Raw genomic sequence first — 21,221 nt, 5'->3', positions numbered from 1 at the left:
CGCTTCGACGAAAGAACGTTTCCCTTTTAGATGCACACCTTGCCTTCTTTCACCACCACCCCCCCGCCTTTGATCACCGTCTCAATATGGTTGACTCCGTAATGGTACATGATCTGCACATAATTCGGAACGTTGAACATGACCAAATCCGCCTTCTTCCCCGGCTCGAGGCTGCCGACAAGATGCGCGCGGCCGATGGCGTGGGCGGCATTGATCGTGGCGGCGGCCATCGCTTCAGCGTGAGTCATGCCCATATGCAGGCAGGCCAGGCTCATGACAAGCGGGAGCGAGACGGTCGGCGACGAACCAGGGTTGCAGTCGGTCGCCAAAGCGACGGGAACGCCGGCGTCGATCAAACGGCGGGCATCGGCGGCTTTTGTCATTAAGAAAAAGGCGGTGCCGGGCAAAAGGACGCCGATGACGCCACGATCGGCCATGCGGCGGATTCCTTCGTCTGACGCGCGAAGCAGGTGGTCCGCGGATATCGCGCCGACTTCGGCGGCCAGTTCCGCCCCGCCGTACGGTTCGATTTCATCAGCGTGAATTTTCGGCGTCAAGCCGTGCGCTTTCCCTGCTTCCAAAATGAGGCGGGCTTGTTCGGGCGTAAACACGCCGCGCTCACAAAAGACGTCGTTGAACTCGGCGAGCCCAAGGCGGGCCACTTCGGGAATCATCTCGTCGATGATCAGGCGGACGTATTCATCCGGATCGTGCTTCCACTCCGGCGGAACGGCGTGGGCGCCAAGAAACGTGGAGACGACATCGACCGGGTGGGTGTCATCGAGACGCTTTGCGACGTTAAGCTGCTTGATTTCGTGCTCAAGGCTTAACCCATAGCCGCTTTTTGCTTCGACGGTCGTGACCCCATGAAGCAAAAACTGATCGAGCCGCCGCTTGCTTTCCTCATACAACATCTCTTCCGACGCCTCGCGCGTCGCTTTTGTCGTGGCATGAATGCCGCCGCCGGCGTTCATGATTTCCATGTACGTCGCCCCGCCGAGCCGCATCGTCCATTCGTGTTCGCGGCTGCCGGCGTAAACGAGATGGGTGTGCGGGTCGATGAGCCCAGGCGTCACCGTTTTGTCCTTGGCGTCGATGACGTCAGCTTCGGCGAGCCGATCGGCAAATTGGCGGGCCAGTTCATCGTCCGTCCCAACCGCCATGATCACTCCGTTTTCGATCCAGACGCTGCCGTTTTCGATGATGCCTAGATCGCTCATCTTCTCCTTGACGAGCGGAGCCGCGGAGCTTCCCGCCAGCGTCACGAGCTGGCGGGCGCGGCGGACAAAAAGCGGGCGCATATGGATCCCCCTTTCTACTTGAGCATCGGCATATCGATGCCTTTTTCTTTCGCCGTCCGGATGGCGAGCTCATAGCCGGCATCGGCGTGGCGGACCACACCAAGCCCCGGGTCGGTCGTCAACACCCGTTCCAACCGTTTTTCCGCCTCTTTCGTGCCGTCGGCGACGATGACCATGCCGGCGTGAATCGAGTAGCCCATGCCGACGCCGCCGCCGTGGTGAACCGACACCCAGCTCGCGCCCCCAACCGCATTCAACAGCGCGTTTAAAATCGGCCAGTCGGCGATGGCGTCGCTTCCGTCTTTCATTCCTTCCGTCTCCCGGTTCGGCGAAGCGACGGAGCCCGAATCCAAATGATCGCGGCCGATGACGATCGGCGCTTTCAGCTCGCCTTTGGCCACCATGTCGTTGATGATTTTGCCAAATTTCGCCCGCTCGCCGTAGCCGAGCCAACAAATGCGCGCCGGCAGCCCTTGGAATTGAATGCGTTTTTGCGCCATGCGAATCCAATGGCAAAGCCGCTCATTGTCGCGAAATTCACGCAAAATGACTTCATCGGTTTTGTAAATATCCTCAGGGTCGCCCGAGAGCGCCACCCAGCGGAACGGCCCTTTTCCTTCGCAAAAGAGCGGGCGGATGTAGGCCGGCACAAAGCCCGGGAAGGAAAAGGCGTCGTCCACCCCTTCGTCTTTTGCCACTTGGCGGATGTTGTTGCCGTAATCAAACGTCACCGCCCCTTGCTTTTGCATCGCCAGCATCGCCCGCACATGCGCGGCGATCGACTGTTTTGCACGGGCGATGTACTGCTTCGGATCGCGCGCCCTGAGTTCGGCGGCCTCATCAAGCGTAAGGCCAGCCGGGATGTAGCCGTTTAACGGATCATGGGCGGACGTTTGATCGGTCAAGACGTCCGGAACAAAGCCCATTTCGACGAGACGCGGCAACACTTCAGCCGCATTGCCGACAAGGCCGATTGACAGCGCTTTTTTCTCTTCCTTCGCTCGTTTCGCCATCGCAAGCGCCGCCTCCAAGCTGTCGGTCATCGTGTCGAGGTATTTCGTATCAAGGCGGCGCTGAATGCGGGCCGGATCGATTTCGACAGCGAGGCAGACGCCGCCGTTCATCGTCACCGCGAGCGGCTGCGCCCCGCCCATGCCGCCAAGGCCGGCGGTTAGCGTGATCGTCCCGGCGAGCGTGCCGCCAAAGTGCTGGCGTGCCACTTCGGCAAACGTTTCATACGTTCCTTGAACGATTCCTTGGCTGCCGATGTAAATCCAGCTGCCAGCCGTCATTTGTCCGTACATGATCAATCCTTTTTTGTCGAGCTCATGGAAATGATCCCACGTCGCCCATGCGGGCACGAGGTTGGAGTTGGCGATCAGCACGCGCGGGGCGTCCGGATGCGTGCGAAATACCGCCACCGGCTTGCCGGATTGAATGAGCAACGTTTCATCGTTTTCTAAACGAAGAAGGGTGTCCACAATCGCCTCGTAACATTCCCAGTTGCGCGCCGCCTTGCCGATGCCGCCGTAGACGATCAATTCATCCGGCCGCTCGGCGACATCGGGATGCAAATTGTTGTTCAGCATCCGCAGCGCCGCTTCTTGAATCCATCCTTTCGCCCACCGCTCAGTTCCCGCGGGCGGGCTGACGGTCCGTTTTTCTGCCATCGTCATCCTCTCCTTTTTCCTCTTTGCTTTTGATTGTAAGGGAGCAAAGAAGGAGAAGATAGGCGCACGTCTTTTAAAAGTGATCACATTTTTTTGAATTTTCTATTTCCTCTCCGTTTTATTTGTTCATTTTTTTCGATATCGATCCATTTCTTTTGAAATAGACGCCGCCCCCTCTCGCCCGCGATCCGGCAAGACTGCGCTTTGTCACAGACAAAACCGCCTACCGCGGCGATGGCGGTTTCGGCCGTTGTTCGTCGCGGTAGGCGGTCGGCGTCTCATTCAGTTCGGCTTTGAAGACGCGCGTCAAATAATGGGCGGTGCGAAACCCGGTTTGTTCGGCGATTTCTTTGATCGACAAGTCCGTCTGCCGAAGCAGCCGCTTCGCTTCCTCAAGCCGCCGATTCGTCAGCCACTGGCGAAACGTCACGCCCCGCTTTTTCGACAACAAATGGCTGAAATACGCGGGACTGCGCCCGGCAGCGGCCGCGACCCGCTCAAGCGTGAGCGACGGATCGCGAAAATGCGCCTCCATATAGCGGAGGCCGCGCTCCACGGCGTCGACGCGCGCATCTTCCTCGGCCTGCTTGGCCTCGTGGAACAACCGATATAAAAATAAAATCAATTCTTGAACGATGCGATACAAGACGGGATTGTACAAAATGTCTTGAAAGATGCGCATATATTCCCGCTCGGTTCCGCCGCGGTCAAGGCCGTATGTTTTCATAAACCGGCGGATTTGCGCCAAGATGCTTGTCAGCCGCGTCCGCACCATCTCCGGACTCGGAAACGGCGGCGACCAGTGCCAAAACTCGCGCTGCAGCCACCGTTTCACCGCTTCGTGGTCGAACCGCTCGAGCATTTCGATCCATTGCCGCTGCTCCTCGGGCGTCAAAAACGGATCGAGCTCACGCCACTGTTCGTATTCCGAAGCGGGAGCGATCACTTGGCGATAGCCAATGAAAAACGTCGTCTCGAGCAACCGGCGCGCCGCTTGGTATTGCGCGCGCACCGTCCTCCGGCCATCAGGCGGCATCACGACAACCGCGAGCGGCTCATGATGATCTTCCTCCCAATCGCGCAGCAGCTTCCACGCCTCTTCTTTCCCGTCGCCCGGCAAATCGGGAAGCAGGCAAACCGCCATACGGGTGAGCGGCAATACACGCGCCCGTCCGCGAAACGGGTAATCCATCAAGAAACGGATCACTTCTTGAGACAAAGCGGGCTGTTCCGCCTGCACAAGCCATACATGCGCGGAGGCCGCGGAAGGAACATCGCAAAATAAGGAGCGGTAATCGTCGTGATGGGCGTCCAACCCCGTCGGCAAGCCTAGGCGCCCCGGGGAACGCGACGCCGCCGTCCGCAGCGCCTGCTTCAGCTTGGCGGGCTCAAGCGGCTTCACAAGCAAATCGACGCATTGCCAGTCGATGGCTTGTTTCGCCCGCGCGAACGTCGCCTCGGCCGTTGCGGCAATCACCCGTTGGCAAAACAAGCGGACGTGGGCGGTCGCCTGCGGCCATCGTTCATACGGAATCATGTCGAGTTCGACGTACAACAGCTCCGGCGCCTCCCGCTCCAAGACGGCCATCATCTCCTCCACGGTGGCTGCCGTATACACCCGCTCAATCGGCAAGGAATACGCGGACACGAGCCAGCGGATCGCTTCCCGTTCTTTGTCGTCCCGTTCGGCAATGACCAATTTCACGTTCTCACCGCCTTGGCTGCAAGCGTTGAAAATGAAGGAGCGCTTCCATGCAAAAGGCGGCGGCCAACGCCACCGTTTTTCCGCCTTCATCCAAGAGTGGATTGACTTCGCAAAGGTCGACGCTGATCGTTTTCGGATGGGAAACGATTCGGCGGATGAGCGCGCGCGCCAGAGACGGGGCGAGCCCAAACGGCGACGGCGCGCTCACCCCCGGCGCGGCGGCTGCGCTGATGGCGTCCATGCAAAAGGTGAGCATCACCGCATCATGATCGGCGGCAAACTTCTCGATTTGTTCATAGGCAGCCTCGATCGGCCCTGCGGTCAGCTCGTCTTCCAGCATGTAACGGCACCGATACGTCTCGGCGTCCGCAAACAGCGCCGCCGTGTTGCCGAGCCGCTGAATGCCAAGGCAGAAGTAGCTCACTCGATCGTCTTGATCCAATATTTGCCGAAACATCGTCCCCGATGTCGGGCCGTCATCGTACGGGCGCAAGTCGAAATGGGCGTCAATGTTGAGGATGCCAAGGCGGGCATCCGTCCCAAGCGCTTCCCGGACGCCCAAGTAATGCCCATACGCCGTCTCATGGCCGCCGCCGATCACGATAGGCGCCATGTTGTGTTGCAGCAGGCGGGCGACCGCCTTCCCAAGTTCCGTCTGGCTTTGTTCGAGCCGTTCATCGACGCAAACGACATCGCCTGCGTCATAGACAACGACCCCTTCCGGAAGATGCCAAGGCAGCCGGGCCAGCGCGGCTTTGACGGCGGCAGGCGCCTCTTTCGCCCCTTGGCGTCCTTGGTTGCGGCGCACGCCTTCGTCGCACGCAAACCCGATGAACGCGGCCGCCCGTTCTGCCGCTGTCTCCAATGGTTGGGACAAGTCGAGCAGGCGAATGCGCTGATGAAGGCGAAACGCCCGTTCATCGCTCACGCTGTCAACCCGCCCGGTCCAACGGCCGGCGTCTGGCGGTTGATACATAAGACCCTCTCCTTTCCATCATCCGCTGTTTGTTTCTTTCGCCGCCGCTTTGCCGTACTCCTCCCTTGCGCACGAAAAAGAGGAAATCGCCGCCGTTTGGCGAATAAAACATCCATGAGCTCATTTCGCTCACCACCCGATGAAAATCGCTGCTTTAGGATCCATGATGTTCACCGAAACGATCCGCGGGCGGCGTTTTGCCCTCCATCCGGGCATGAAAATGACCCCATTTTCATGGAAACGCAATGGATGACAGAAAGGATGTTCGAGATGAAGCCAATTACCAACTTGCATGACGTCATTGCCGGAAAAAGCGCGCCGCCGCCGTGCGATGAGACGCTCGGCGTCCGCCTGGCGGAAGCCCGTGACGGCTATGCGAAAGGGGTATGGACGATCCATGAATCGCTCCTCAACGGCAACGGGGTGATCATGGGCGGGTTCGTCGGAGCGGCGGCGGATATTCTCATGGCGTATGCGGTGACCACCTTGCTTCGCGATGACCAGCTGCACGCGTCCATCAACTTGCAGACGACGTTTCACCGCCCCGCGGCGGCAGGGGAAGCTGAAGTGGAAGCGCGAGTGGAAAAGTTCGGGAAAACTGTCGCCTACGTGACTGCCGTCGTCCGGCAAAACGGCAAAGAAGTGGCGAGCGCGACCTCCTCGGTGCTGATTATGGATAAACCGTAAAAAAGCGCTTTCGTTTATGGAAGGGAAGTGAAACGCTGGCGCCGAGGCAGACGCCAAACCGGTCCAACTGAATCGGGCTGTTGGCAGCAGCCATGCCTAGAAGCGTTCGATCGGCAACCTGTTTCGCCCCGCCATCCAAGGATGAACATGTCACTTGTGAAGATGTCCGCTTTTTCCCAAGCGGGATCGAGCGCAACGAGCGAAGCGCCGGAGAAAGCGCTGTCAAAAACAGCCGCCCTCCGGCGCTTTTCGTTTGCTTGTCATCCCTGGACAAACGTTTTCGGCATGACGACCGCGACGACTTGACCGCGGGCGCACAGTTCGCCGTTGGCGAACACCTCGGTGTCCACTTGCCATTTTTTCGGGTGAATCTCCGTCACCGTTCCGACGGCGACAAGCGGCACGCCATGCGGCGTCGGCTTGACAAAGTCGACATGAAGCGACGCGGTGACAAAGCGCGGCGGCGTTTCCCCGCTTCCCGGCTCATGGCCGTTTTTCCGATGCAAGGCGAGCGCCGCCGACCCGGTGCCATGGCAGTCGATGAGCGAGGCGATCAGCCCGCCGTACACAAACCCGGGGATCGCCGTATGTTCCGGGCGCGGCGTATAGACGGTCACCGTTTTGTCTCCGTCCCAGCCGGTGCGGAAATGATGGCCTTGCTCATTCAACCGTCCGCAGCCGTAGCACCAGGCGAATTCATCCGGGTAGTCGTCTTGAATGGCGCGAATGACTTGCGGCTCCATCTGTTCTCCTCCTCTCCCCTTTACCTATACGCGGTGCACTCCCTATTTTCCTTCTTGCACGGCAAAAGGCGGCCATCGGTATGGCCACCTTCCCCTTCGTTCATTGCGCCGGCTCGTAAAACTCGATCCATTCGCCGTCCGGACCAAGGAAAAATAAGTATTTCGCCCCGTTTGGGAGCGTTGTAATTTCATCCCACACTAGCGGGACGCCGAGCGACTGAAGCCGTTCTTTTTCCTGCTCGATGCCTTCGACCGTAAACGCCACGTGGTGCACTTTTCCTTCCGTCGGCAAATCCGGGTTGTATCCTTCGATCAGCTCGACGACGATCGAGCCGTCAATCCCTAAAAACGCCAATTTCATCGTTCCGTTCGTATGAATCATTTCGTCGAGCAGCTCCAGGCCGACGACGTTTTGGTAAAATGCCTTTGATGTCTCGATGTCTTTCACTTGAATGCCGACATGCTCAAATTTTTTGACTGCCATTCGTCCTCTTCCTTTCTATGACTCCATTAACCATACAGCTTGTAAATACGGCGTCATCCGCATTGGAAAAACCCCTTTTTTCCCAAGCTCTGTCCATATGTAGCGATCAAGGGCGTACGGTCCGTCCGCCTTCCATTCGTCCGCCTCGCTGTCGGTCAACAACACTGAAAAGGTTGTCCCTTGCGCTTTCCCATACAAGTGGGTATATCCGCCCCCGCGGTCGACATAAACCGCCGCTTCAGGGTCAAACCGAATCAGCTCCGCCTGCACGCAGCGCATGACATGAACGGCGAACGCAGCGGCACGGAGATGAGCGGCCATGCAAGCTCGGATCGACATGTCCCTCTCCACTATTTCCCCCTTCACCCCCTATCGACAAAAACCCCTTTCGCCTCGGAATGATGCGAAAGGGGACAGCCGTTCTTATCATCCAAAGCGAGACCGCTTTGCGGGTGTTAGCACCTTGCCGGCGGCAGGTTGCTGTGGGGTCATCAAGCCCGTTCTCTCGCCCACTCTTGATAAGACGTATGATCATTTGTCTTTCATGTTACCATATCGAATCCCATAGAAGCAATCGCTTTTTTGTTTATTCCGCCACTTCCGGCTGCTCGGCCGTGACGCCGACATCTTTCCACGTCAGCTTCGAGCTCGGGTCAACCGTAAAGTTGGCGACGCGGTTGTTGACTGCGTAGATGGCGGAACGATACAACGTTGGGATGACCGGCACTTCTTCGTTCATTAGCTTTTGCCACTCGCTGTAAATTTTCCGGCGATACTCCTTGTCAAACGCCTGCTCGGAATGGCCTTTTTCTAGCAGCTCATCATTTTTCTCGTTCACCCAACGCGAGTAGTTGAACATGACGTTGCGGCCGTACAATCCGTACGGGTCGACGTCCGTTCCCGTTGCCCAAGCGGCAGCGTAAACATCCACTTTCGGGTCATCTTTTTCAACCATGTCATAGAACGAGTTGAACTCCGCCAGACGGCCGTCCACCAATTGGACATCCAAGCCAACGTCTTTCCAGCATTGCATGTAAAACTTCGCCAACGGCTCGGCAATATCGCCGCCGCTCATCGCCAAAAAGTTGATCGTAAACTTTTTGCCGTTCGGATCTTCGCGCAAGCCGTCGCCGTCCACATCTTTATAGCCGGCCTCATCAAGCAGCTGTTTTGCTTTTTCCGGATTATACGTGTACCCTTTGATCGAGCTGTCATGGTATCCCGGGAACGACGGCGGGATCAGCGTGGTCGCCGGGAAGCGCAAGCCGTGGTACAAGCGATCAGCCACTTCTTGGTTGTTGATGGCGTACGCCATGGCTTGGCGCAGCTTTTTGTTCTGGAATTTCGGATTGTCCATCACATTTTCTTGCTTTTTCGCATCCCAATGGCCGAGTTTAAAGCCGATATAGTTGTACGCCAAATCCACTCTACCGATAAACTGAATGTTTTTCGTCCCTTTCGCGTTCAAATATTGGTCAGTCGGGAACTCAGCGACGTCAATTTCGCCTTTTTTCAGCGCTTGCAGGACGACTTGCGGGCTGACGACTTTCAAAATGACGCCTTCCAAGTTCGGTTTGCCAGCCCAGTAGTCATCATTGCGAACAAACTCTACCGACTCGCCCGGAACGATTTTCTTCACTTTAAACGGACCGAACCCGATCGGGTTTTTCCGGATTTTATCCGATTTCGCCAAGTCTTTGATCGGAATGTCTTTCAAGTAATGCTTCGGCAGCGGATACGCCCAAATGCCAGTCAACACCGACGGATTGGCCTGTTTCCATGTGATCGTCAACGTCTTTTTGTCGATGACTTTAATGCCGGAAATTTTATCCGCTTTGCCGCTGTGATATTCTTCCATCCCGACGATCCCTTGGATGAGCGCATCGCCATAGCGGACGCCGGTGTAATCTTTATGGCCGATGACCAAATACGCATACTCCAAGTCTTCAGCGGTCACCGGCTGGCCGTCATGCCAATTCACATTGTCTTTAATATGGATTGTCATCGTCTTTTTATCATCCGACAACTCATACGTGGCAGCCCCATCATTTGTAATTTCATAGTCACCGTTCGTCCGAAAAAGCGACTCGTCAAAAAATTACAAAATCTCTGCGTCGGGCGCTCCGGTGTAGAATGCATAGCTGAGCGTCCCTTCAAACGGCGTATCGGACACAAGGCCGTATTTCAACACGCCGCCATCGATGATTTTCCCGTCGTTTTTCACCGTCATCGGGAATTTGCTGATGTCTTCCTTCTGAGCCGCCGGTTTTTCGTTATTGTTGCCCTTTCCGCTCGTTGTGTCGGATTTGCCCGTGCACCCGGCGAGCACGAGCAAGAGCGCGGCGAGAGCCGCCAGCCATTTTCTCTTCACATTTTCTTCCCCCTTATCCTAGTCGTTGTCTTGCATCAGCCGCACGTTTCACCGCTTGGCCGATGAAATTTATGCACAGCATCATCACCAAAATGAGCAATGATGCAGGCAGCCATACCCACCATTTGTTTTGCAGCACATCGGGATTGGTCGCATAGCTGACCAGCGTCCCAAGGCTTGGCGTGCTTTCCGGCAGCCCGAACCCCAAGTATGTAAGACCTGACTCAATGCCGATGTTGCCAGCTAAGTTCAACGTCAAATTGACGATGATAATGGAGCTTAAGTTCGGCAAAATTTGAAACAAAATGATTTTCCAATCCGGCGTCCCGAGCGTCTTGGATGCGCTGACATAGTCCAATTCCCGCTCGGCAAGCGTCTTGGCGCGAATGAGCCGGGCTTTGCCCGTCCATAAAAACGCGCTCATAATCAAAATGAACGTCGCCACATTGTATTTCGGGACGATGGCTACAAAGACGATCACCAGCATTAAAAACGGCAAGACGAGAATAAAATCGATGATGCGCATGATGACGTTGTCGATCCAGCCGCCGAAATAGCCGGCCACAAGCCCCACCACAAGGCCGATCGCACCTGTGATTAGCGTAATCGCCAGGCCGATCGTAAAGGAATTGCGGGCTCCAATGATCAGCTGGCCGAACACATCGCGGCCGCCATAATCGGTGCCAAGCCAATGTTCCGCCGATGGCGGTGAATAAATGGCCAAAAAGTCTACCTTTACAATTTCCTCTTGGTCTAAAAAAATGGAAGCGCCGTAGACAATCAGCAAAATGACGGACAATATAATGAGCGAAACAAGAGCCAGCCGATCGCGGACGAGCTCCCGCCACATAATCGAAAGAGCGGAAGGGCTTTTCTCACAGGCTATTTCAACTGGAGCAGGACGGTTCACCTCAATTTTCATATTCCACGCCCCTCCCTTACTCAATGCGAATGCGCGGATCGACCGCACTTAAAATAATGTCAGAAAGCAAGGTCCCCACAAGCGTCGCGACCCCGGAAATCATCACAAGCGCCGTTACGACGCTGTAGTCGCGCTGCATAATCGACTGCAAAAACAGTTGTCCAAGCCCTGGATAACTGTAAATGGACTCTAAAAACACGGAACCGCCGATGAGACCCGTAATTTCATAGCCTAAAAACGCTGCGATCGGCAAAAACGAATTGCGCAAAATGTGCCGCCAGTAAATCTGGCGTTCTGGAACGCCCTTGGCGCGCGCTGTTTTCACGAAATCTTTCACTTTCGTATCAATGATTTCGCTTCGCAAATATTGAATGGTGACGACCGTGTTGATGAGCGCGCCCGATAAAGCCGGAAGCATGAGATGATTCAACTTGCTTCAACATTTTTTGTAATTTGATCCTTATCATATATGATTATTTAGAACATAAATTTGTTTGACTATATTAATGTTTCAAACGCTCAGCTTTTTTTGCTTTGTTGAATGCGCATCGAAAAAAATCGCCTTTACTCGACAAACAAAGGAGGGCGATGCCGTTTCATTTTTCTTCCGCTCCGTAATGTGTAAGCCAAAATACAAAAACGCAGATGCCCATGACGAGACATCTGCGTTTTTTCTTATTTAAACGCCCGCGCCGCCTGCACCGCTTTTTTCCATCCTTCATAGAGCGCGGTCCGCTTGGCGTCGTCCATCTTCGGTTCAAAGCGGCGATCCAGCTGCCATTGGGCGGCGATGTCGTCCCGGCTGTTCCAATAGCCGACGGCCAATCCGGCCAAATACGCCGCACCCAAGGCCGTCGTTTCATTCACGACCGGCCGTTCGACCGGAACGGCCAGCAAATCGCTCTGGAACTGCATGAGGAAGTTGTTTTTCACCGCCCCGCCGTCAACGCGCAGCGTCGTCAGCGAGATGCCGGAATCGGCTTCCATGGCGGCGAGCACATCTTTTGTCTGGTAGGCGAGCGATTCCAAGGTGGCCCGGATGAAATGCTCCTTCGTCGTGCCGCGCGTGAGGCCAAACACCGCCCCGCGCACCTCGCTGTCCCAATACGGCGTGCCAAGACCGACGAACGCTGGGACGACATACACCCCGTCGGTCGACTCGACTTTTTCAGCGTACGCTTCGCTGTCCGCTGCCGTTTTGATCATCCGCAAGCCGTCGCGCAGCCATTGAATGGCCGAACCGGCGACGAAAATGCTGCCTTCAAGGGCGTATTCAACCTTGCCGTCAATTCCCCAGGCGATCGTCGTGAGCAGCCCGTGTTTCGACGCGACCGCCTTCGAACCGGTGTTCATGAGCATAAAGCAACCGGTGCCGTACGTATTTTTCGCCATCCCTTCCGCAAAGCACGCCTGGCCGAACAAAGCTGCCTGCTGGTCGCCCGCGGCTCCCGCGATCGGCACCTCCACGCCGAAGAAATGGTAGGGGACGGTTTTCGCGTACACTTCCGACGACGGCCGAACCTCAGGAAGCATCGCCTTCGGTACGCCTAGGATATCAAGCAGCTCGTCATCCCACTCGAGCGTATGAATGTTGAACATTAATGTGCGCGACGCGTTCGAGTAGTCGGTCACATGGGCGCGGCCGCCGGACAGCTTCCAAATGAGCCACGTATCGATCGTGCCGAAAAGCAATTCGCCGCGCTCCGCCCGTTCGCGCGCTCCGTCGACATGATCCAAAATCCATTTCACTTTTGTCCCGGAAAAATAGGCGTCAATAAGCAAGCCGGTTTTTTTGCGAAACAACGGGTCATACCCTTTCGCCTTCAGTTCATCGCAAATATCGGCCGTCTGCCGCGACTGCCAGACGATGGCGTTGTAAATCGGGTTGCCGGTGTCTTTCTCCCACACCACCGTCGTCTCCCGCTGGTTTGTAATCCCGATCCCTGCCACTTGTTCCGGCTTCACTTGCGCCTCGGACAAAACGCTCGCAATGACAGCAAGCACCGATCCCCAAATTTCATTGGCGTTGTGCTCGACCCAGCCGGGCTGCGGAAAATATTGCGTAAACTCTTTTTGCGCCATATGGACGATTTCGCCCTTTTGATTGAACAAAATCGCGCGCGAGCTCGTTGTGCCTTGGTCGATGGCTAACATGTATTGATTCATGACATTCTTCTCCCTTCTCCTTGATTTGTTTGCAACCCCCGTACGCCAACTAGAGAGAACGGCGGCTTGCGGCGCTCACTGTCTTTCCTTTTGTCATCTTCGGCGCCGCCAAAACGACTGCGGTTGCCGCCAGCACTCCCCATAATGCGGCTGACGGTTTTCCCAAGAAAACGGCTTTATAGACCAAACTGCCTAACGCACCCCCAAGCAGCGGCCCGATGATCGGCACCCACGCATACGCCCAATTCGATGACCCTTTCCCTGGGATTGGCAACAAAAAGTGAGCTAACCGAGGCCCAAAGTCTCGAGCGGGATTAATGGCGTATCCCGTCGTACCGCCGAGCGACAGTCCAATCGCCACGATCAAAAAACCAACGATAAATGGATTGAGCCCATCAGCGAATTTGTTGGCGCCAATGGCCAAGATGGCCAAAACCAACACAAACGTTCCGATGATCTCGCTAAGCAAGTTGGCAGCCGTATTCGGCACGGCCGGACCCGTCGCAAACACGCCAAGCTTGACACCCGGGTCGTCTGTTTCCTTCCAATGCGGCCAATAGTGGAGATAGACGACGGCAGCCCCAACCATAGCGCCAAGTACTTGTGCCAACACATAGCCAGGGACATCTTTCCATGGAAAATCGCCGCTTATGGCCAATGCCACTGTCAGCGCTGGATTGAGATGGGCGCCACTATACCGGCCGACAGCGTATACGGCCACGGCCACCGCCAGCCCCCACCCCATCGTAATGACAATCCAGCCCGAATTGGCCGCATATGATTTCTTTAAATTGACCCCGGCGCACACACCAGCGCCGAAAATGATGAGCAGTGCCGTACCGATGAATTCCCCTAAAAATGGCGACATTTGTTCTCTTCCCCCTTTTCATTCGTGATTTCCTCTGCTATTTCCTGCTTGGGCGGCCCCTCCGGAGGGTTAGCCGTTGGGTGGAAAAACAAAAACCCACACACTTCCCCGCTCATCAACGAGGAATATGTGTGGGTCTCCGCTTCTCCACCACAACATTATTAACTTGCTTTTAGCATATCATCTGTTGAAAACGCTGTCAACCTATTTCTTCGGCAAAATTTGCACGTAATCGAAGTCGAGCGTATCGACCGCGTCTTCGATATGAAGGCGGGTGATGAACCGGTACGACCGGCCGGGGCGCGATGGCGGCAAGGTTTCCGGAATCGTGTAGGAAAACGGGATCTCCTTTTTCTCGCCCGGCTTGATCGAAAACGCTCCGGCCGCCGGAATGACGGCGACAATGTCATCCAGTTCCTTGCCGTTTTCGATCGTTTTTTGCACGAGCTCCACATCGAGCCGCTCGATCATTTGTTCCACCGTTCCGCCGTAAATGTGGACGATCCCTTGAATCATTTCCCCCTGGCGCCATAACGATTTATTTAAGATCAAGTCGACGTGCGCCGACCCGACTCCGACTCTTGACATCATTTTGCGCAATAACACCGCAGTCACCTCTTTGTCTCTCTTGTCATATCATCATACGAAAAAACGAAGCCGCCTGTTTCAACGCGAGCCAAAAAAGAAACAGACGATGCTGGCGCGGCACGTCTGCCCCTGGGAGAAACAGGGACGAATGCGGCTTATTTTGTTACCGCTTACATTCGAGATTACCGCATTCGCCTTCCGCTGTCAATTGGTTATTCGTACACATTTTCGTTTTCGATAATGTAATCGATCCGAATGACCGGGACGTCCTGTTGCTCGACTTCCGCAACAATCAAGCCGACGCGGTCATTATAGATGCAAAACATATCCTGCCCTTTGCGAAACGCCGACTCTCCGTACGAAAGAACCATGTGGTAAATTTTATTGTCGCTGAAATAGCGGCGGCTGACCCGGTTGCCCAATCGAACGATCACTTCTTTTCCCGCGATTTTTCCGCGGTACATCCGCTTCTCCCCCTTTTCGTCGTTCCTATTCCAATGTATGGCCGTTGTTGCCTGCTCATGACTTTTTTCTCCCCAGCGGCCCGCTTTCCTTTTCAACGCATTGTTTTTCGGGCCGGCAAACAATTTTTTTCGGAAATTTCCTTTCTTTTGCTTGACGCGGCCACCCGCGGTAGTGTATAGTAAAGTCATCACATAACAGAATATATTTCAGGCATTCAACATGAAGATGCATCTTGGATGGCTGTGAAGTATATTTTGTTATTTGATAAAAATCTTGAGGTTAGCCGAACAGGCTAAAGGTATTAGGAGGAATTCAGTATTATGCAACGTGGTAAAGTAAAATGGTTTAACAACGAAAAAGGTTACGGTTTCATCGAAGTGGAAGGCGGTTCCGACGTATTCGTCCACTTCACGGCGATCCAAGGTGAAGGGTTCAAAACGTTAGAAGAAGGCCAAGAAGTTTCGTTTGAAATCGTCCAAGGAAACCGCGGACCGCAAGCAGCGAACGTTGTCAAATTATAAGACTTCGTTGACATAGACGAGAGAACGGGAGCGGAACGAGAGGCACTCTGTTTAAGCAGGGTGCCTTTTTCATTACGATTTGCATAGATTCCATCAAACGGCAAACAATAAAGAAAGGGAGGTGTTCATATGGCCAGACGCGATGCCGACATACATACGGGATACAACGACGTAAAGCAAGTGGAAATGTTCGTCGAGACGGCGGAGAAAATGGTCGGCCAGGCGACGATGCAGCTCGACCCCGAGATGCTTCGCCACGCCGAACAAGCGGTGAAAAACGCCCGCGACCAACTTGCGCGCGCCCGCCAAGAAGCAACGGGCGTCGACGGTGATTTTCTCGCCCGTTGCGAACAAACATTGGCCCGCGCCGAACACCAGCTTCGCGAGGCGCAGCAATAACAGCAAAACGGAGCTTCGCTTGGCGAAGCTCTTTTTGCACCATCTATAAGGCGGAGGACAAACAGCGATTTCCTTTTGGAGTGAAAAGAAGAACAGCTTTTGAGGTTTCTCCATGTTAAAACGTATGTTCTGTCAATCACCGGCCTTCGCAGCGCATCCGCTTCCTCCGTTCAAACGCCAAAGCTTGCCTGGTCGCAGCCGGCACCGCCCCAGGCTCGCGAAAGCGCAGATTGGGGCTCCTATCGCCCGCACCAACCGCCTCTTGAAAAAAATTCCTTCATTACCGACGCGGACGCGGCGGCGCTGATAGAAGCATCTCCCCGTACTGCCGCATTTGTTCCCCGACCGTGCATTGCTGGATGCAAAACGATTGGGCGTACGTTTTGCCGTACTCTTTCCGGAACGTGCTTTTTAAAAAGCAGCCATCGCAGTACGTTTCCTCCAGCCAAGCGATTTGGTCCAATATTTCTTTGCGTCGGTTCCGCTTCTTTCCCATACGACCTTACCCTTTCCCTGTCAATTCCGTTCGGCTTGTGATGATCTGCCCTTCAAGCGCCTGGCGAGCGAGCGAATCCGCCTCTTTATTTTGTTTGCGCGAAATCGGCTCGTACGCCGGTTCGATGTGAAGTTCGCGCATTTTCGCTTCAATGCGGTCAAGCCAGATGTTGAAATCGTCCTCAAAACACGGCCAATCGCCGGACAGCTGCTTTAACACGACGTGGGAGTCGCCGCGGAACGTCACCGGCAAATGATGAACACCAAGTTCCTCGAGCAGCTGCATGACAAACCAAAACGCCGCATACTCTGCCTCATTATTGGATTTGATTTCGCCGAGCCGGCGGTTGGCGCGCAACCGGTAGCGATGATCGTTTTGCTTATAGTATACGACCGCGCCGGCGCCGCCTTGGGACGTCTCATGGTCAAAGCCGCCGTCGAAATACACAACGATCTCATGCGGCTCGCCGGCGATCTCCTCAAGCAGCTTTTGCAGCTCTTTTTTTGACCACACCGTGCCGTTTCGATCGATGAACTCCACTGTTTTCGTCCGCCCGGTTTTTTCAAAATCATCCGCCAAAGCGAGCGCCTTTTTGGCATCGACCCAATCGGAGACAAGAAACGCCTCTTGTTTTTTCGGCGTGATATACGTCCAGTGGATTTGTACGTCCAACGCATTGTCACCCTTCCGCGTGGCGATGATCGGAGCTGGTTTTTATTTTACCACACTTGCGCCCTTGTTCATTACCTAATATTATGCGCAAATTCTTCTTGTATCAACCATTTTGCCGCAGGCGCCCATCTTTTTTCCAAAATATCTATCTTTTTCGGCCTACTTGTGGTACACTAGCGGCTAGCACCCAAAATGAGATGGGGCGCAAGCATATGAAGAGGGAGGATTCGAATTGAAGCGTCAAACCATAGCCGATCTGAGTCTGCTCATGGTGACGTTCGTCTGGGGGGCGACGTTCGTCGTCGTCCAAAATGCCATTTCGTTTTTGGAGCCGTTGTCGTTTAACGCCGTTCGCTTCAGTTTGGCCGGCTTGTTGCTTCTCACCTGGATCGCTGCCGCTTCCCGCCCACTCTTCGGCCAGTTGTCATGGCGAGTCATCGGCGCTGGAGCGTGGATGGGGCTATGGCTGTTTTGTGGCTACGCATTCCAAACGATCGGACTGTTGTATACCACTTCCTCGAAAGCCGGCTTTATTACCGGACTGAGCGTTGTGCTCGTTCCATTGTTTTCCTTTTTGATTTTAAAGCAAAAACCGTCTGTGAATGCGGTCGTTGGAGCGGCACTTGCCGCGTTCGGCCTGTATTGGCTGACAGGGGGAGCGGAGCTGTCGTTCAATCAGGGCGATTTCTTTGTCTTTCTTTGTGCTGTTTCCTTTGCCATGCACATTATCGTCACCGGCCGCTATTCCTCTCAGCATTCGACGATGCTGTTGACCATGGTGCAAATTTTTACCGTCGGCATCCTCTGTTTCTTCTTTGCCTTTTGGTTTGAAGACGCCGCGCAAATGTGGAATATGGCGGTGCTCCGCCGTCCGGAAGTATGGGGGGCGCTCGCTGTGACATCGTTGTTGGCGACGACCGCGGCGTTTCTCATCCAAACGGCGGTGCAAAAATATACGACTCCCGCCCATGTCGCGCTGATTTTCGCCATGGAGCCGGTGTTCGCCGCTTTGACCGCCTACCTTTGGGCTGGAGAGCGGCTGTCGCCATCGGCCTGGCTTGGCGGCGCTGCGATTTTGGCCGGCATGATTTTCGCCGAACTGCCAAGCATGCGCCTCTGGGGCAGACGGTGGCGGGAAAAGCGGAACATCCCATCGTAGCCGCAACGATTGCTCTTAGCGAAAAACAGTGAAGCTTTCCTCCTTTGCTTATATTTTGACCAAGGGCGGCCATACTATCCGTAAAGAGCGGAGGTGAGAGCAATGACCAAAAACGGCGGCCGAAACCGCGGCACGAAGGCGCCGGGCGTCAACCCGCAAGGCTTTGGCCAAGACGGAACGTTCACCCCGGATCCAAAAAGCAAGCTTGAGAACGCAGCGAAAAAGCTCAACACAAAATAAAAGCAGGCTTCCCGATATGGGAGCCTGCTTTTTGTCGTTATTATTTCACTTTCGCCAATTTTTCGCGCAACACCATTTGCAAAATGCCGCCGTGGCGATAGTAGTCGATTTCGACTTCACTGTCAAAGCGGACGATGACCTCAAATTCTTTCTTCTCACCCGTATCCGGGTTCGTCGCCGTCACTTTGACGAGATCGCGCGGTTTGACGTTTTCATCGATGTGAATGTCGAACACTTCTTTACCCGTCAAGCCGAGCGTCTCCGCATTTTCGCCTTCTTTGAATTGCAGCGGCAGGACGCCCATCAAAACGAGGTTCGAGCGGTGGATGCGCTCAAAGCTTTCGGCGATGACCGTTTTAATGCCGAGCAAGAACGTCCCTTTCGCCGCCCAGTCGCGCGAGCTGCCCATGCCGTAGTCTTTGCCGGCGATGACGACAAGCCCAGTGCCGTCTTGTTTGTATCTCATGCACGCATCGTACATCGACATCACTTCGCCGGTCGGCCAGTACGTCGTATAGCCGCCTTCCGTGCCCGGCGCGATTTGGTTGCGGATGCGGATGTTGGCGAACGTGCCGCGCATCATCACTTCATGGTTGCCGCGCCGCGAACCGTACGAGTTGAAATCTTTCGGCTCGACGCCTTTCGAGATCAAGTATTGGCCTGCCGGCGTGTTTTTGCCGATCGACCCAGCTGGCGAAATATGGTCAGTCGTGACCGAATCGCCGAACTTGCCGACGACGCGCAAGCCGGTGAGAGGTTCGACTTTGCGCACTTCCGGCGACAAGCCTTCAAAGAACGGCGGATTTTGAATGTACGTCGAGTTTTCATCCCATTGGTACAGCGGCTCATCCGTCGTTTCGATGGCGTTCCAGCGCGGATTGCCGTCGAACACGCGCTCATATTCTTTGCGGAACAGTTCCGGATCGACCGCTTGCTTGACGACATTCTTCACTTCTTCCATCGACGGCCAAATGTCGCGGAAATAGACGTCGTTGCCGTCTTTGTCTTTGCCAATCGGCTCGTTAAGCAAGTCAATGTCGACCGTGCCGGCGAGCGCATAGGCGACAACAAGCGGCGGCGATGCCAAATAGTTGCCTTTGACAAGCGGGTGGATGCGGCCTTCAAAGTTCCGGTTGCCGGACAGGACGCTTGTCACGAGCAGATCGCTTTCCGCGAGCGCTTTTTCGAGCTCCGGCGCAAGCGGACCTGAGTTGCCGATGCATGTCGTGCAGCCGTAGCCGACAATGTTGAAACCGAGCTGCTCAAGATACGGCAACAAGCCCGAATCGCGCAAATAGCCGGTGACGACTTTCGAGCCCGGCGCGAGCGACGTTTTCACGTATTTCGGCACTTGCAAGCCTTTTTCGACCGCTTTTTTCGCCACTAAACCAGCGGCGACAAGCACGTACGGGTTCGACGTGTTCGTACAGCTTGTGATGGCCGCGATGACGACAGCGCCCGTTTTCAATTTCACTTGTTCGCCGTTCAGCTCGACCGTAATTTCCCGCTCCAAGTCCGCTTCCGTCAAGCCAAAGCCTTGGTTGCCTTGCGGCGCTTTCACCGCGTCGCGGAACGACTGTTTCATTTTCGAGAGCGGGATCAAGTCTTGCGGCCGTTTCGGGCCAGACAAGTTCGTTTCAATTTCCGACAAGTTGATTTCCACCACATCCGTAAACACCGGCTCCGGTGCATCCGGCGTGTAGAACAAACCGTTCGCTTTGCAATACGCTTCGACGACTTGAACGTGATGTTCGTCGCGGCCGGTCAAGCGCAAATAGTCAAGCGCTTCAGCGTCGACCGGGAAGAAGCCGCACGTTGCCCCGTATTCCGGCGCCATGTTGGCAATCGTCGCCCGGTCGGCAAGCGGCAAAGTCGCTACTCCTGGTCCGAAAAATTCAACGAATTTGCCGACGACGCCTTTTTTCCGGAGCACTTGCGTCACCTTAAGCGCCAAGTCCGTGGCCGTCGCTCCGTCCGGCAGCTTGCCTGTCAGGCGGACGCCGATGACTTCCGGCACCGGGAAGTACGACGGTTGGCCGAGCATGCCGGCTTCCGCTTCAATGCCGCCGACCCCCCAACCGAGGACGCCGAGGCCGTTGATCATCGTCGTATGCGAGTCCGTGCCGACAAGCGTATCCGGGAACGCTTCGTACTCGCCGTTTTCCCCTTCGACCGCGTGAACGACGCTGGCCAAATATTCCAAGTTCACTTGGTGGACGATCCCCGTTGCCGGCGGAACGGCACGATAGTTGTTAAACGCTTTTTGCGCCCATTTCAAAAACTTGTACCGTTCGGCGTTCCGTTTGAATTCCAAATCCATGTTGTACTCCAGCGCATCGTCTGACCCGTAGCGGTCGACTTGCACCGAGTGGTCGATAACGAGATCGACCGGAATTTCCGGGTTGATTTCGTACGGGTCGCCGCCTAGATCCGCCATCGCTTTGCGCATCGAAGCCAAATCGACGACGGCCGGCACGCCGGTGAAGTCTTGCAAAATGACGCGCGACGGCTTAAACGGCACGTCGATGTCTTTCATTTCCGGCGTTCCCCATTTCGCCAAGTTTTCGACGTGCTCTTTCGTGATGACGCGGCCGTCGACTTGGCGAAGCACCGATTCAAGCAATACTTTGATCGAGTACGGCAGGCGGCTCACCTGGCCGATGCCCGCTTCTTCAAGCGCTTGCAAACGGTAGTAGTTGTACGTTTTGCCGTTTACAACAAACGAAGAGCGGGCGTTGAACACATCTTGTTTCGCCATATGTATAACCCCCTTCACTTCACAATAATA

At 55.2% G+C, this 21,221-nt stretch carries 21 protein-coding genes, 2 pseudogenes and 1 riboswitch; of the genes and pseudogenes, 5 read left to right on the top strand and 18 right to left on the bottom strand.

Annotated features, from left to right (window positions below; translation table 11 throughout):
• Positions 1–26: 26 nt before the first annotated feature.
• From hutI to hutG, 4 genes are all read right to left on the bottom strand, one after another.
• The gene (hutI, locus tag GHH_RS06405; protein WP_015374496.1) at positions 27–1,301 is read right to left on the bottom strand and encodes an imidazolonepropionase; all 1,275 of its coding nucleotides are present in this window, start codon (positions 1,299–1,301) and stop codon (positions 27–29) included.
• A gap of 14 nt (positions 1,302–1,315) precedes the next feature.
• The gene (hutU, locus tag GHH_RS06400) at positions 1,316–2,971 is read right to left on the bottom strand and encodes a urocanate hydratase (RefSeq protein WP_015374495.1); all 1,656 of its coding nucleotides are present in this window, start codon (positions 2,969–2,971) and stop codon (positions 1,316–1,318) included.
• 223 nt (positions 2,972–3,194) lie between these two features.
• Complete coding sequence (locus tag GHH_RS06395; protein WP_015374494.1) at positions 3,195–4,676, bottom strand: response regulator transcription factor; 1,482 nt, start codon at positions 4,674–4,676, stop codon at positions 3,195–3,197.
• Between the two features lie 4 nt (positions 4,677–4,680).
• On the bottom strand, positions 4,681–5,652 hold the full coding sequence (hutG, locus tag GHH_RS06390) for a formimidoylglutamase (RefSeq protein WP_015374493.1): 972 nt from the start codon (positions 5,650–5,652) through the stop codon (positions 4,681–4,683).
• Between the two features lie 270 nt (positions 5,653–5,922).
• Here hutG and GHH_RS06385 point away from each other — a divergent pair, with 270 nt between their 5' ends.
• Positions 5,923–6,339, top strand: coding sequence for a PaaI family thioesterase (locus GHH_RS06385; RefSeq protein WP_015374492.1), 417 nt, complete (start codon positions 5,923–5,925; stop codon positions 6,337–6,339).
• Here GHH_RS06385 and GHH_RS06380 read toward each other — a convergent pair.
• The 11 genes and pseudogenes from GHH_RS06380 to GHH_RS06330 all read right to left on the bottom strand — a co-directional run bounded on the left by GHH_RS06380 (position 6,323) and on the right by GHH_RS06330 (position 14,945).
• Positions 6,323–6,565: a hypothetical protein gene (locus GHH_RS06380; RefSeq protein WP_015374491.1), complete on the bottom strand. Its 243-nt coding sequence runs from the start codon at positions 6,563–6,565 to the stop codon at positions 6,323–6,325. The two genes, GHH_RS06385 and GHH_RS06380, sit on opposite strands and share 17 nt — an antisense overlap.
• 34 nt (positions 6,566–6,599) lie before the next feature.
• A complete protein-coding gene (locus GHH_RS06375) occupies positions 6,600–7,082 on the bottom strand; it encodes a PaaI family thioesterase (protein ID WP_015374490.1) in 483 nt (160 codons plus the stop codon).
• A gap of 100 nt (positions 7,083–7,182) precedes the next feature.
• A complete protein-coding gene (locus GHH_RS06370) occupies positions 7,183–7,566 on the bottom strand; it encodes a VOC family protein (protein ID WP_015374489.1) in 384 nt (127 codons plus the stop codon).
• 15 nt (positions 7,567–7,581) lie between these two features.
• The gene (locus tag GHH_RS06365; RefSeq protein WP_015374488.1) at positions 7,582–7,905 is read right to left on the bottom strand and encodes a hypothetical protein; all 324 of its coding nucleotides are present in this window, start codon (positions 7,903–7,905) and stop codon (positions 7,582–7,584) included.
• Positions 7,906–7,986: 81 nt separating this feature from the next.
• Positions 7,987–8,091, bottom strand: a riboswitch (SAM riboswitch).
• Between the two features lie 61 nt (positions 8,092–8,152).
• Positions 8,153–9,937 (bottom strand): annotated as a pseudogene (opp4A, locus tag GHH_RS06360) (oligopeptide ABC transporter substrate-binding protein).
• Positions 9,938–9,950: 13 nt separating this feature from the next.
• On the bottom strand, positions 9,951–10,859 hold the full coding sequence (locus GHH_RS06355) for an ABC transporter permease (protein ID WP_015374487.1): 909 nt from the start codon (positions 10,857–10,859) through the stop codon (positions 9,951–9,953).
• Positions 10,860–10,875: 16 nt separating this feature from the next.
• Positions 10,876–11,295: pseudogene (locus GHH_RS06350) on the bottom strand (ABC transporter permease); the annotation flags it as partial.
• Between the two features lie 239 nt (positions 11,296–11,534).
• Positions 11,535–13,025, bottom strand: coding sequence for a glycerol kinase GlpK (glpK, locus tag GHH_RS06345; RefSeq protein ID WP_015374485.1), 1,491 nt, complete (start codon positions 13,023–13,025; stop codon positions 11,535–11,537).
• 49 nt (positions 13,026–13,074) lie between these two features.
• Positions 13,075–13,893, bottom strand: coding sequence for an MIP/aquaporin family protein (locus tag GHH_RS06340; protein WP_015374484.1), 819 nt, complete (start codon positions 13,891–13,893; stop codon positions 13,075–13,077).
• A gap of 204 nt (positions 13,894–14,097) precedes the next feature.
• Positions 14,098–14,499 carry a sporulation protein gene (locus GHH_RS06335; RefSeq protein ID WP_013145663.1) on the bottom strand — a complete coding sequence of 134 codons (402 nt, stop codon included), beginning with the start codon at positions 14,497–14,499 and terminating at the stop codon, positions 14,098–14,100.
• A 194-nt stretch (positions 14,500–14,693) separates the two neighbouring features.
• Positions 14,694–14,945, bottom strand: a complete 252-nt coding sequence (locus GHH_RS06330) for a hypothetical protein (RefSeq protein WP_013145664.1) — start codon at positions 14,943–14,945, stop codon at positions 14,694–14,696.
• 321 nt (positions 14,946–15,266) lie between these two features.
• Between GHH_RS06330 and cspD the strand changes: the two genes are divergently transcribed.
• Both cspD and GHH_RS06320 read left to right on the top strand, forming a co-directional pair.
• On the top strand, positions 15,267–15,467 hold the full coding sequence (gene cspD, locus GHH_RS06325) for a cold-shock protein CspD (RefSeq protein WP_003251474.1): 201 nt from the start codon (positions 15,267–15,269) through the stop codon (positions 15,465–15,467).
• 129 nt (positions 15,468–15,596) lie between these two features.
• Positions 15,597–15,866 (top strand): DUF2564 family protein, encoded by a 270-nt coding sequence (locus GHH_RS06320; protein ID WP_015374483.1) that lies wholly within the window; start codon positions 15,597–15,599, stop codon positions 15,864–15,866.
• A 280-nt stretch (positions 15,867–16,146) separates the two neighbouring features.
• Here GHH_RS06320 and GHH_RS06315 read toward each other — a convergent pair whose 3' ends face one another.
• Both GHH_RS06315 and GHH_RS06310 read right to left on the bottom strand, forming a co-directional pair.
• Positions 16,147–16,362 carry a zinc-finger domain-containing protein gene (locus GHH_RS06315; protein WP_013145666.1) on the bottom strand — a complete coding sequence of 72 codons (216 nt, stop codon included), beginning with the start codon at positions 16,360–16,362 and terminating at the stop codon, positions 16,147–16,149.
• Positions 16,363–16,368: 6 nt separating this feature from the next.
• Positions 16,369–17,034, bottom strand: coding sequence for a ribonuclease H family protein (locus GHH_RS06310; RefSeq protein ID WP_015374482.1), 666 nt, complete (start codon positions 17,032–17,034; stop codon positions 16,369–16,371).
• A 232-nt stretch (positions 17,035–17,266) separates the two neighbouring features.
• On the opposite strand from GHH_RS06310, the gene GHH_RS06305 reads away from it, so the two are divergent.
• Positions 17,267–18,193 (top strand): DMT family transporter, encoded by a 927-nt coding sequence (locus tag GHH_RS06305; protein WP_015374481.1) that lies wholly within the window; start codon positions 17,267–17,269, stop codon positions 18,191–18,193.
• 102 nt (positions 18,194–18,295) lie between these two features.
• Entirely contained in the window at positions 18,296–18,433 is a 138-nt protein-coding gene (gene sspL / locus GHH_RS06300) for a small, acid-soluble spore protein L (RefSeq protein WP_011230846.1), read from the top strand.
• Positions 18,434–18,473: 40 nt separating this feature from the next.
• On the opposite strand, the gene acnA is transcribed toward sspL, so the two are convergent.
• Complete coding sequence (gene acnA / locus GHH_RS06295; RefSeq protein WP_015374480.1) at positions 18,474–21,191, bottom strand: aconitate hydratase AcnA; 2,718 nt, start codon at positions 21,189–21,191, stop codon at positions 18,474–18,476.
• Between the last annotated feature and the right edge of the window lie 30 nt (positions 21,192–21,221).

The organism is Geobacillus sp. GHH01, from assembly GCF_000336445.1.
Lineage (GTDB): Bacteria > Bacillota > Bacilli > Bacillales > Anoxybacillaceae > Geobacillus > Geobacillus zalihae.
The sequence above is the reverse complement of the archived record's forward strand: the minus strand, read 5'-3'. Positions and strand labels throughout refer to the sequence as shown.

Coding starts and splice junctions, on each gene's coding strand:
- GHH_RS06375 (WP_015374490.1), bottom strand. CDS start 7,082: ATGGAGCCGCAAGTCATTCGCGCCATTCAAGACGACTACCCGGATGAA.
- GHH_RS06330 (WP_013145664.1), bottom strand. CDS start 14,945: ATGTACCGCGGAAAAATCGCGGGAAAAGAAGTGATCGTTCGATTGGGC.
- GHH_RS06385 (WP_015374492.1), top strand. CDS start 5,923: ATGAAGCCAATTACCAACTTGCATGACGTCATTGCCGGAAAAAGCGCG.
- sspL (WP_011230846.1), top strand. CDS start 18,296: ATGACCAAAAACGGCGGCCGAAACCGCGGCACGAAGGCGCCGGGCGTC.
- hutI (WP_015374496.1), bottom strand. CDS start 1,301: ATGCGCCCGCTTTTTGTCCGCCGCGCCCGCCAGCTCGTGACGCTGGCG.
- GHH_RS06370 (WP_015374489.1), bottom strand. CDS start 7,566: ATGGCAGTCAAAAAATTTGAGCATGTCGGCATTCAAGTGAAAGACATC.
- GHH_RS06315 (WP_013145666.1), bottom strand. CDS start 16,362: ATGGGAAAGAAGCGGAACCGACGCAAAGAAATATTGGACCAAATCGCT.
- GHH_RS06320 (WP_015374483.1), top strand. CDS start 15,597: ATGGCCAGACGCGATGCCGACATACATACGGGATACAACGACGTAAAG.
- hutU (WP_015374495.1), bottom strand. CDS start 2,971: ATGGCAGAAAAACGGACCGTCAGCCCGCCCGCGGGAACTGAGCGGTGG.
- glpK (WP_015374485.1), bottom strand. CDS start 13,025: ATGAATCAATACATGTTAGCCATCGACCAAGGCACAACGAGCTCGCGC.
- GHH_RS06365 (WP_015374488.1), bottom strand. CDS start 7,905: ATGTCGATCCGAGCTTGCATGGCCGCTCATCTCCGTGCCGCTGCGTTC.
- cspD (WP_003251474.1), top strand. CDS start 15,267: ATGCAACGTGGTAAAGTAAAATGGTTTAACAACGAAAAAGGTTACGGT.
- GHH_RS06355 (WP_015374487.1), bottom strand. CDS start 10,859: ATGAAAATTGAGGTGAACCGTCCTGCTCCAGTTGAAATAGCCTGTGAG.
- hutG (WP_015374493.1), bottom strand. CDS start 5,652: ATGTATCAACCGCCAGACGCCGGCCGTTGGACCGGGCGGGTTGACAGC.
- GHH_RS06340 (WP_015374484.1), bottom strand. CDS start 13,893: ATGTCGCCATTTTTAGGGGAATTCATCGGTACGGCACTGCTCATCATT.
- acnA (WP_015374480.1), bottom strand. CDS start 21,191: ATGGCGAAACAAGATGTGTTCAACGCCCGCTCTTCGTTTGTTGTAAAC.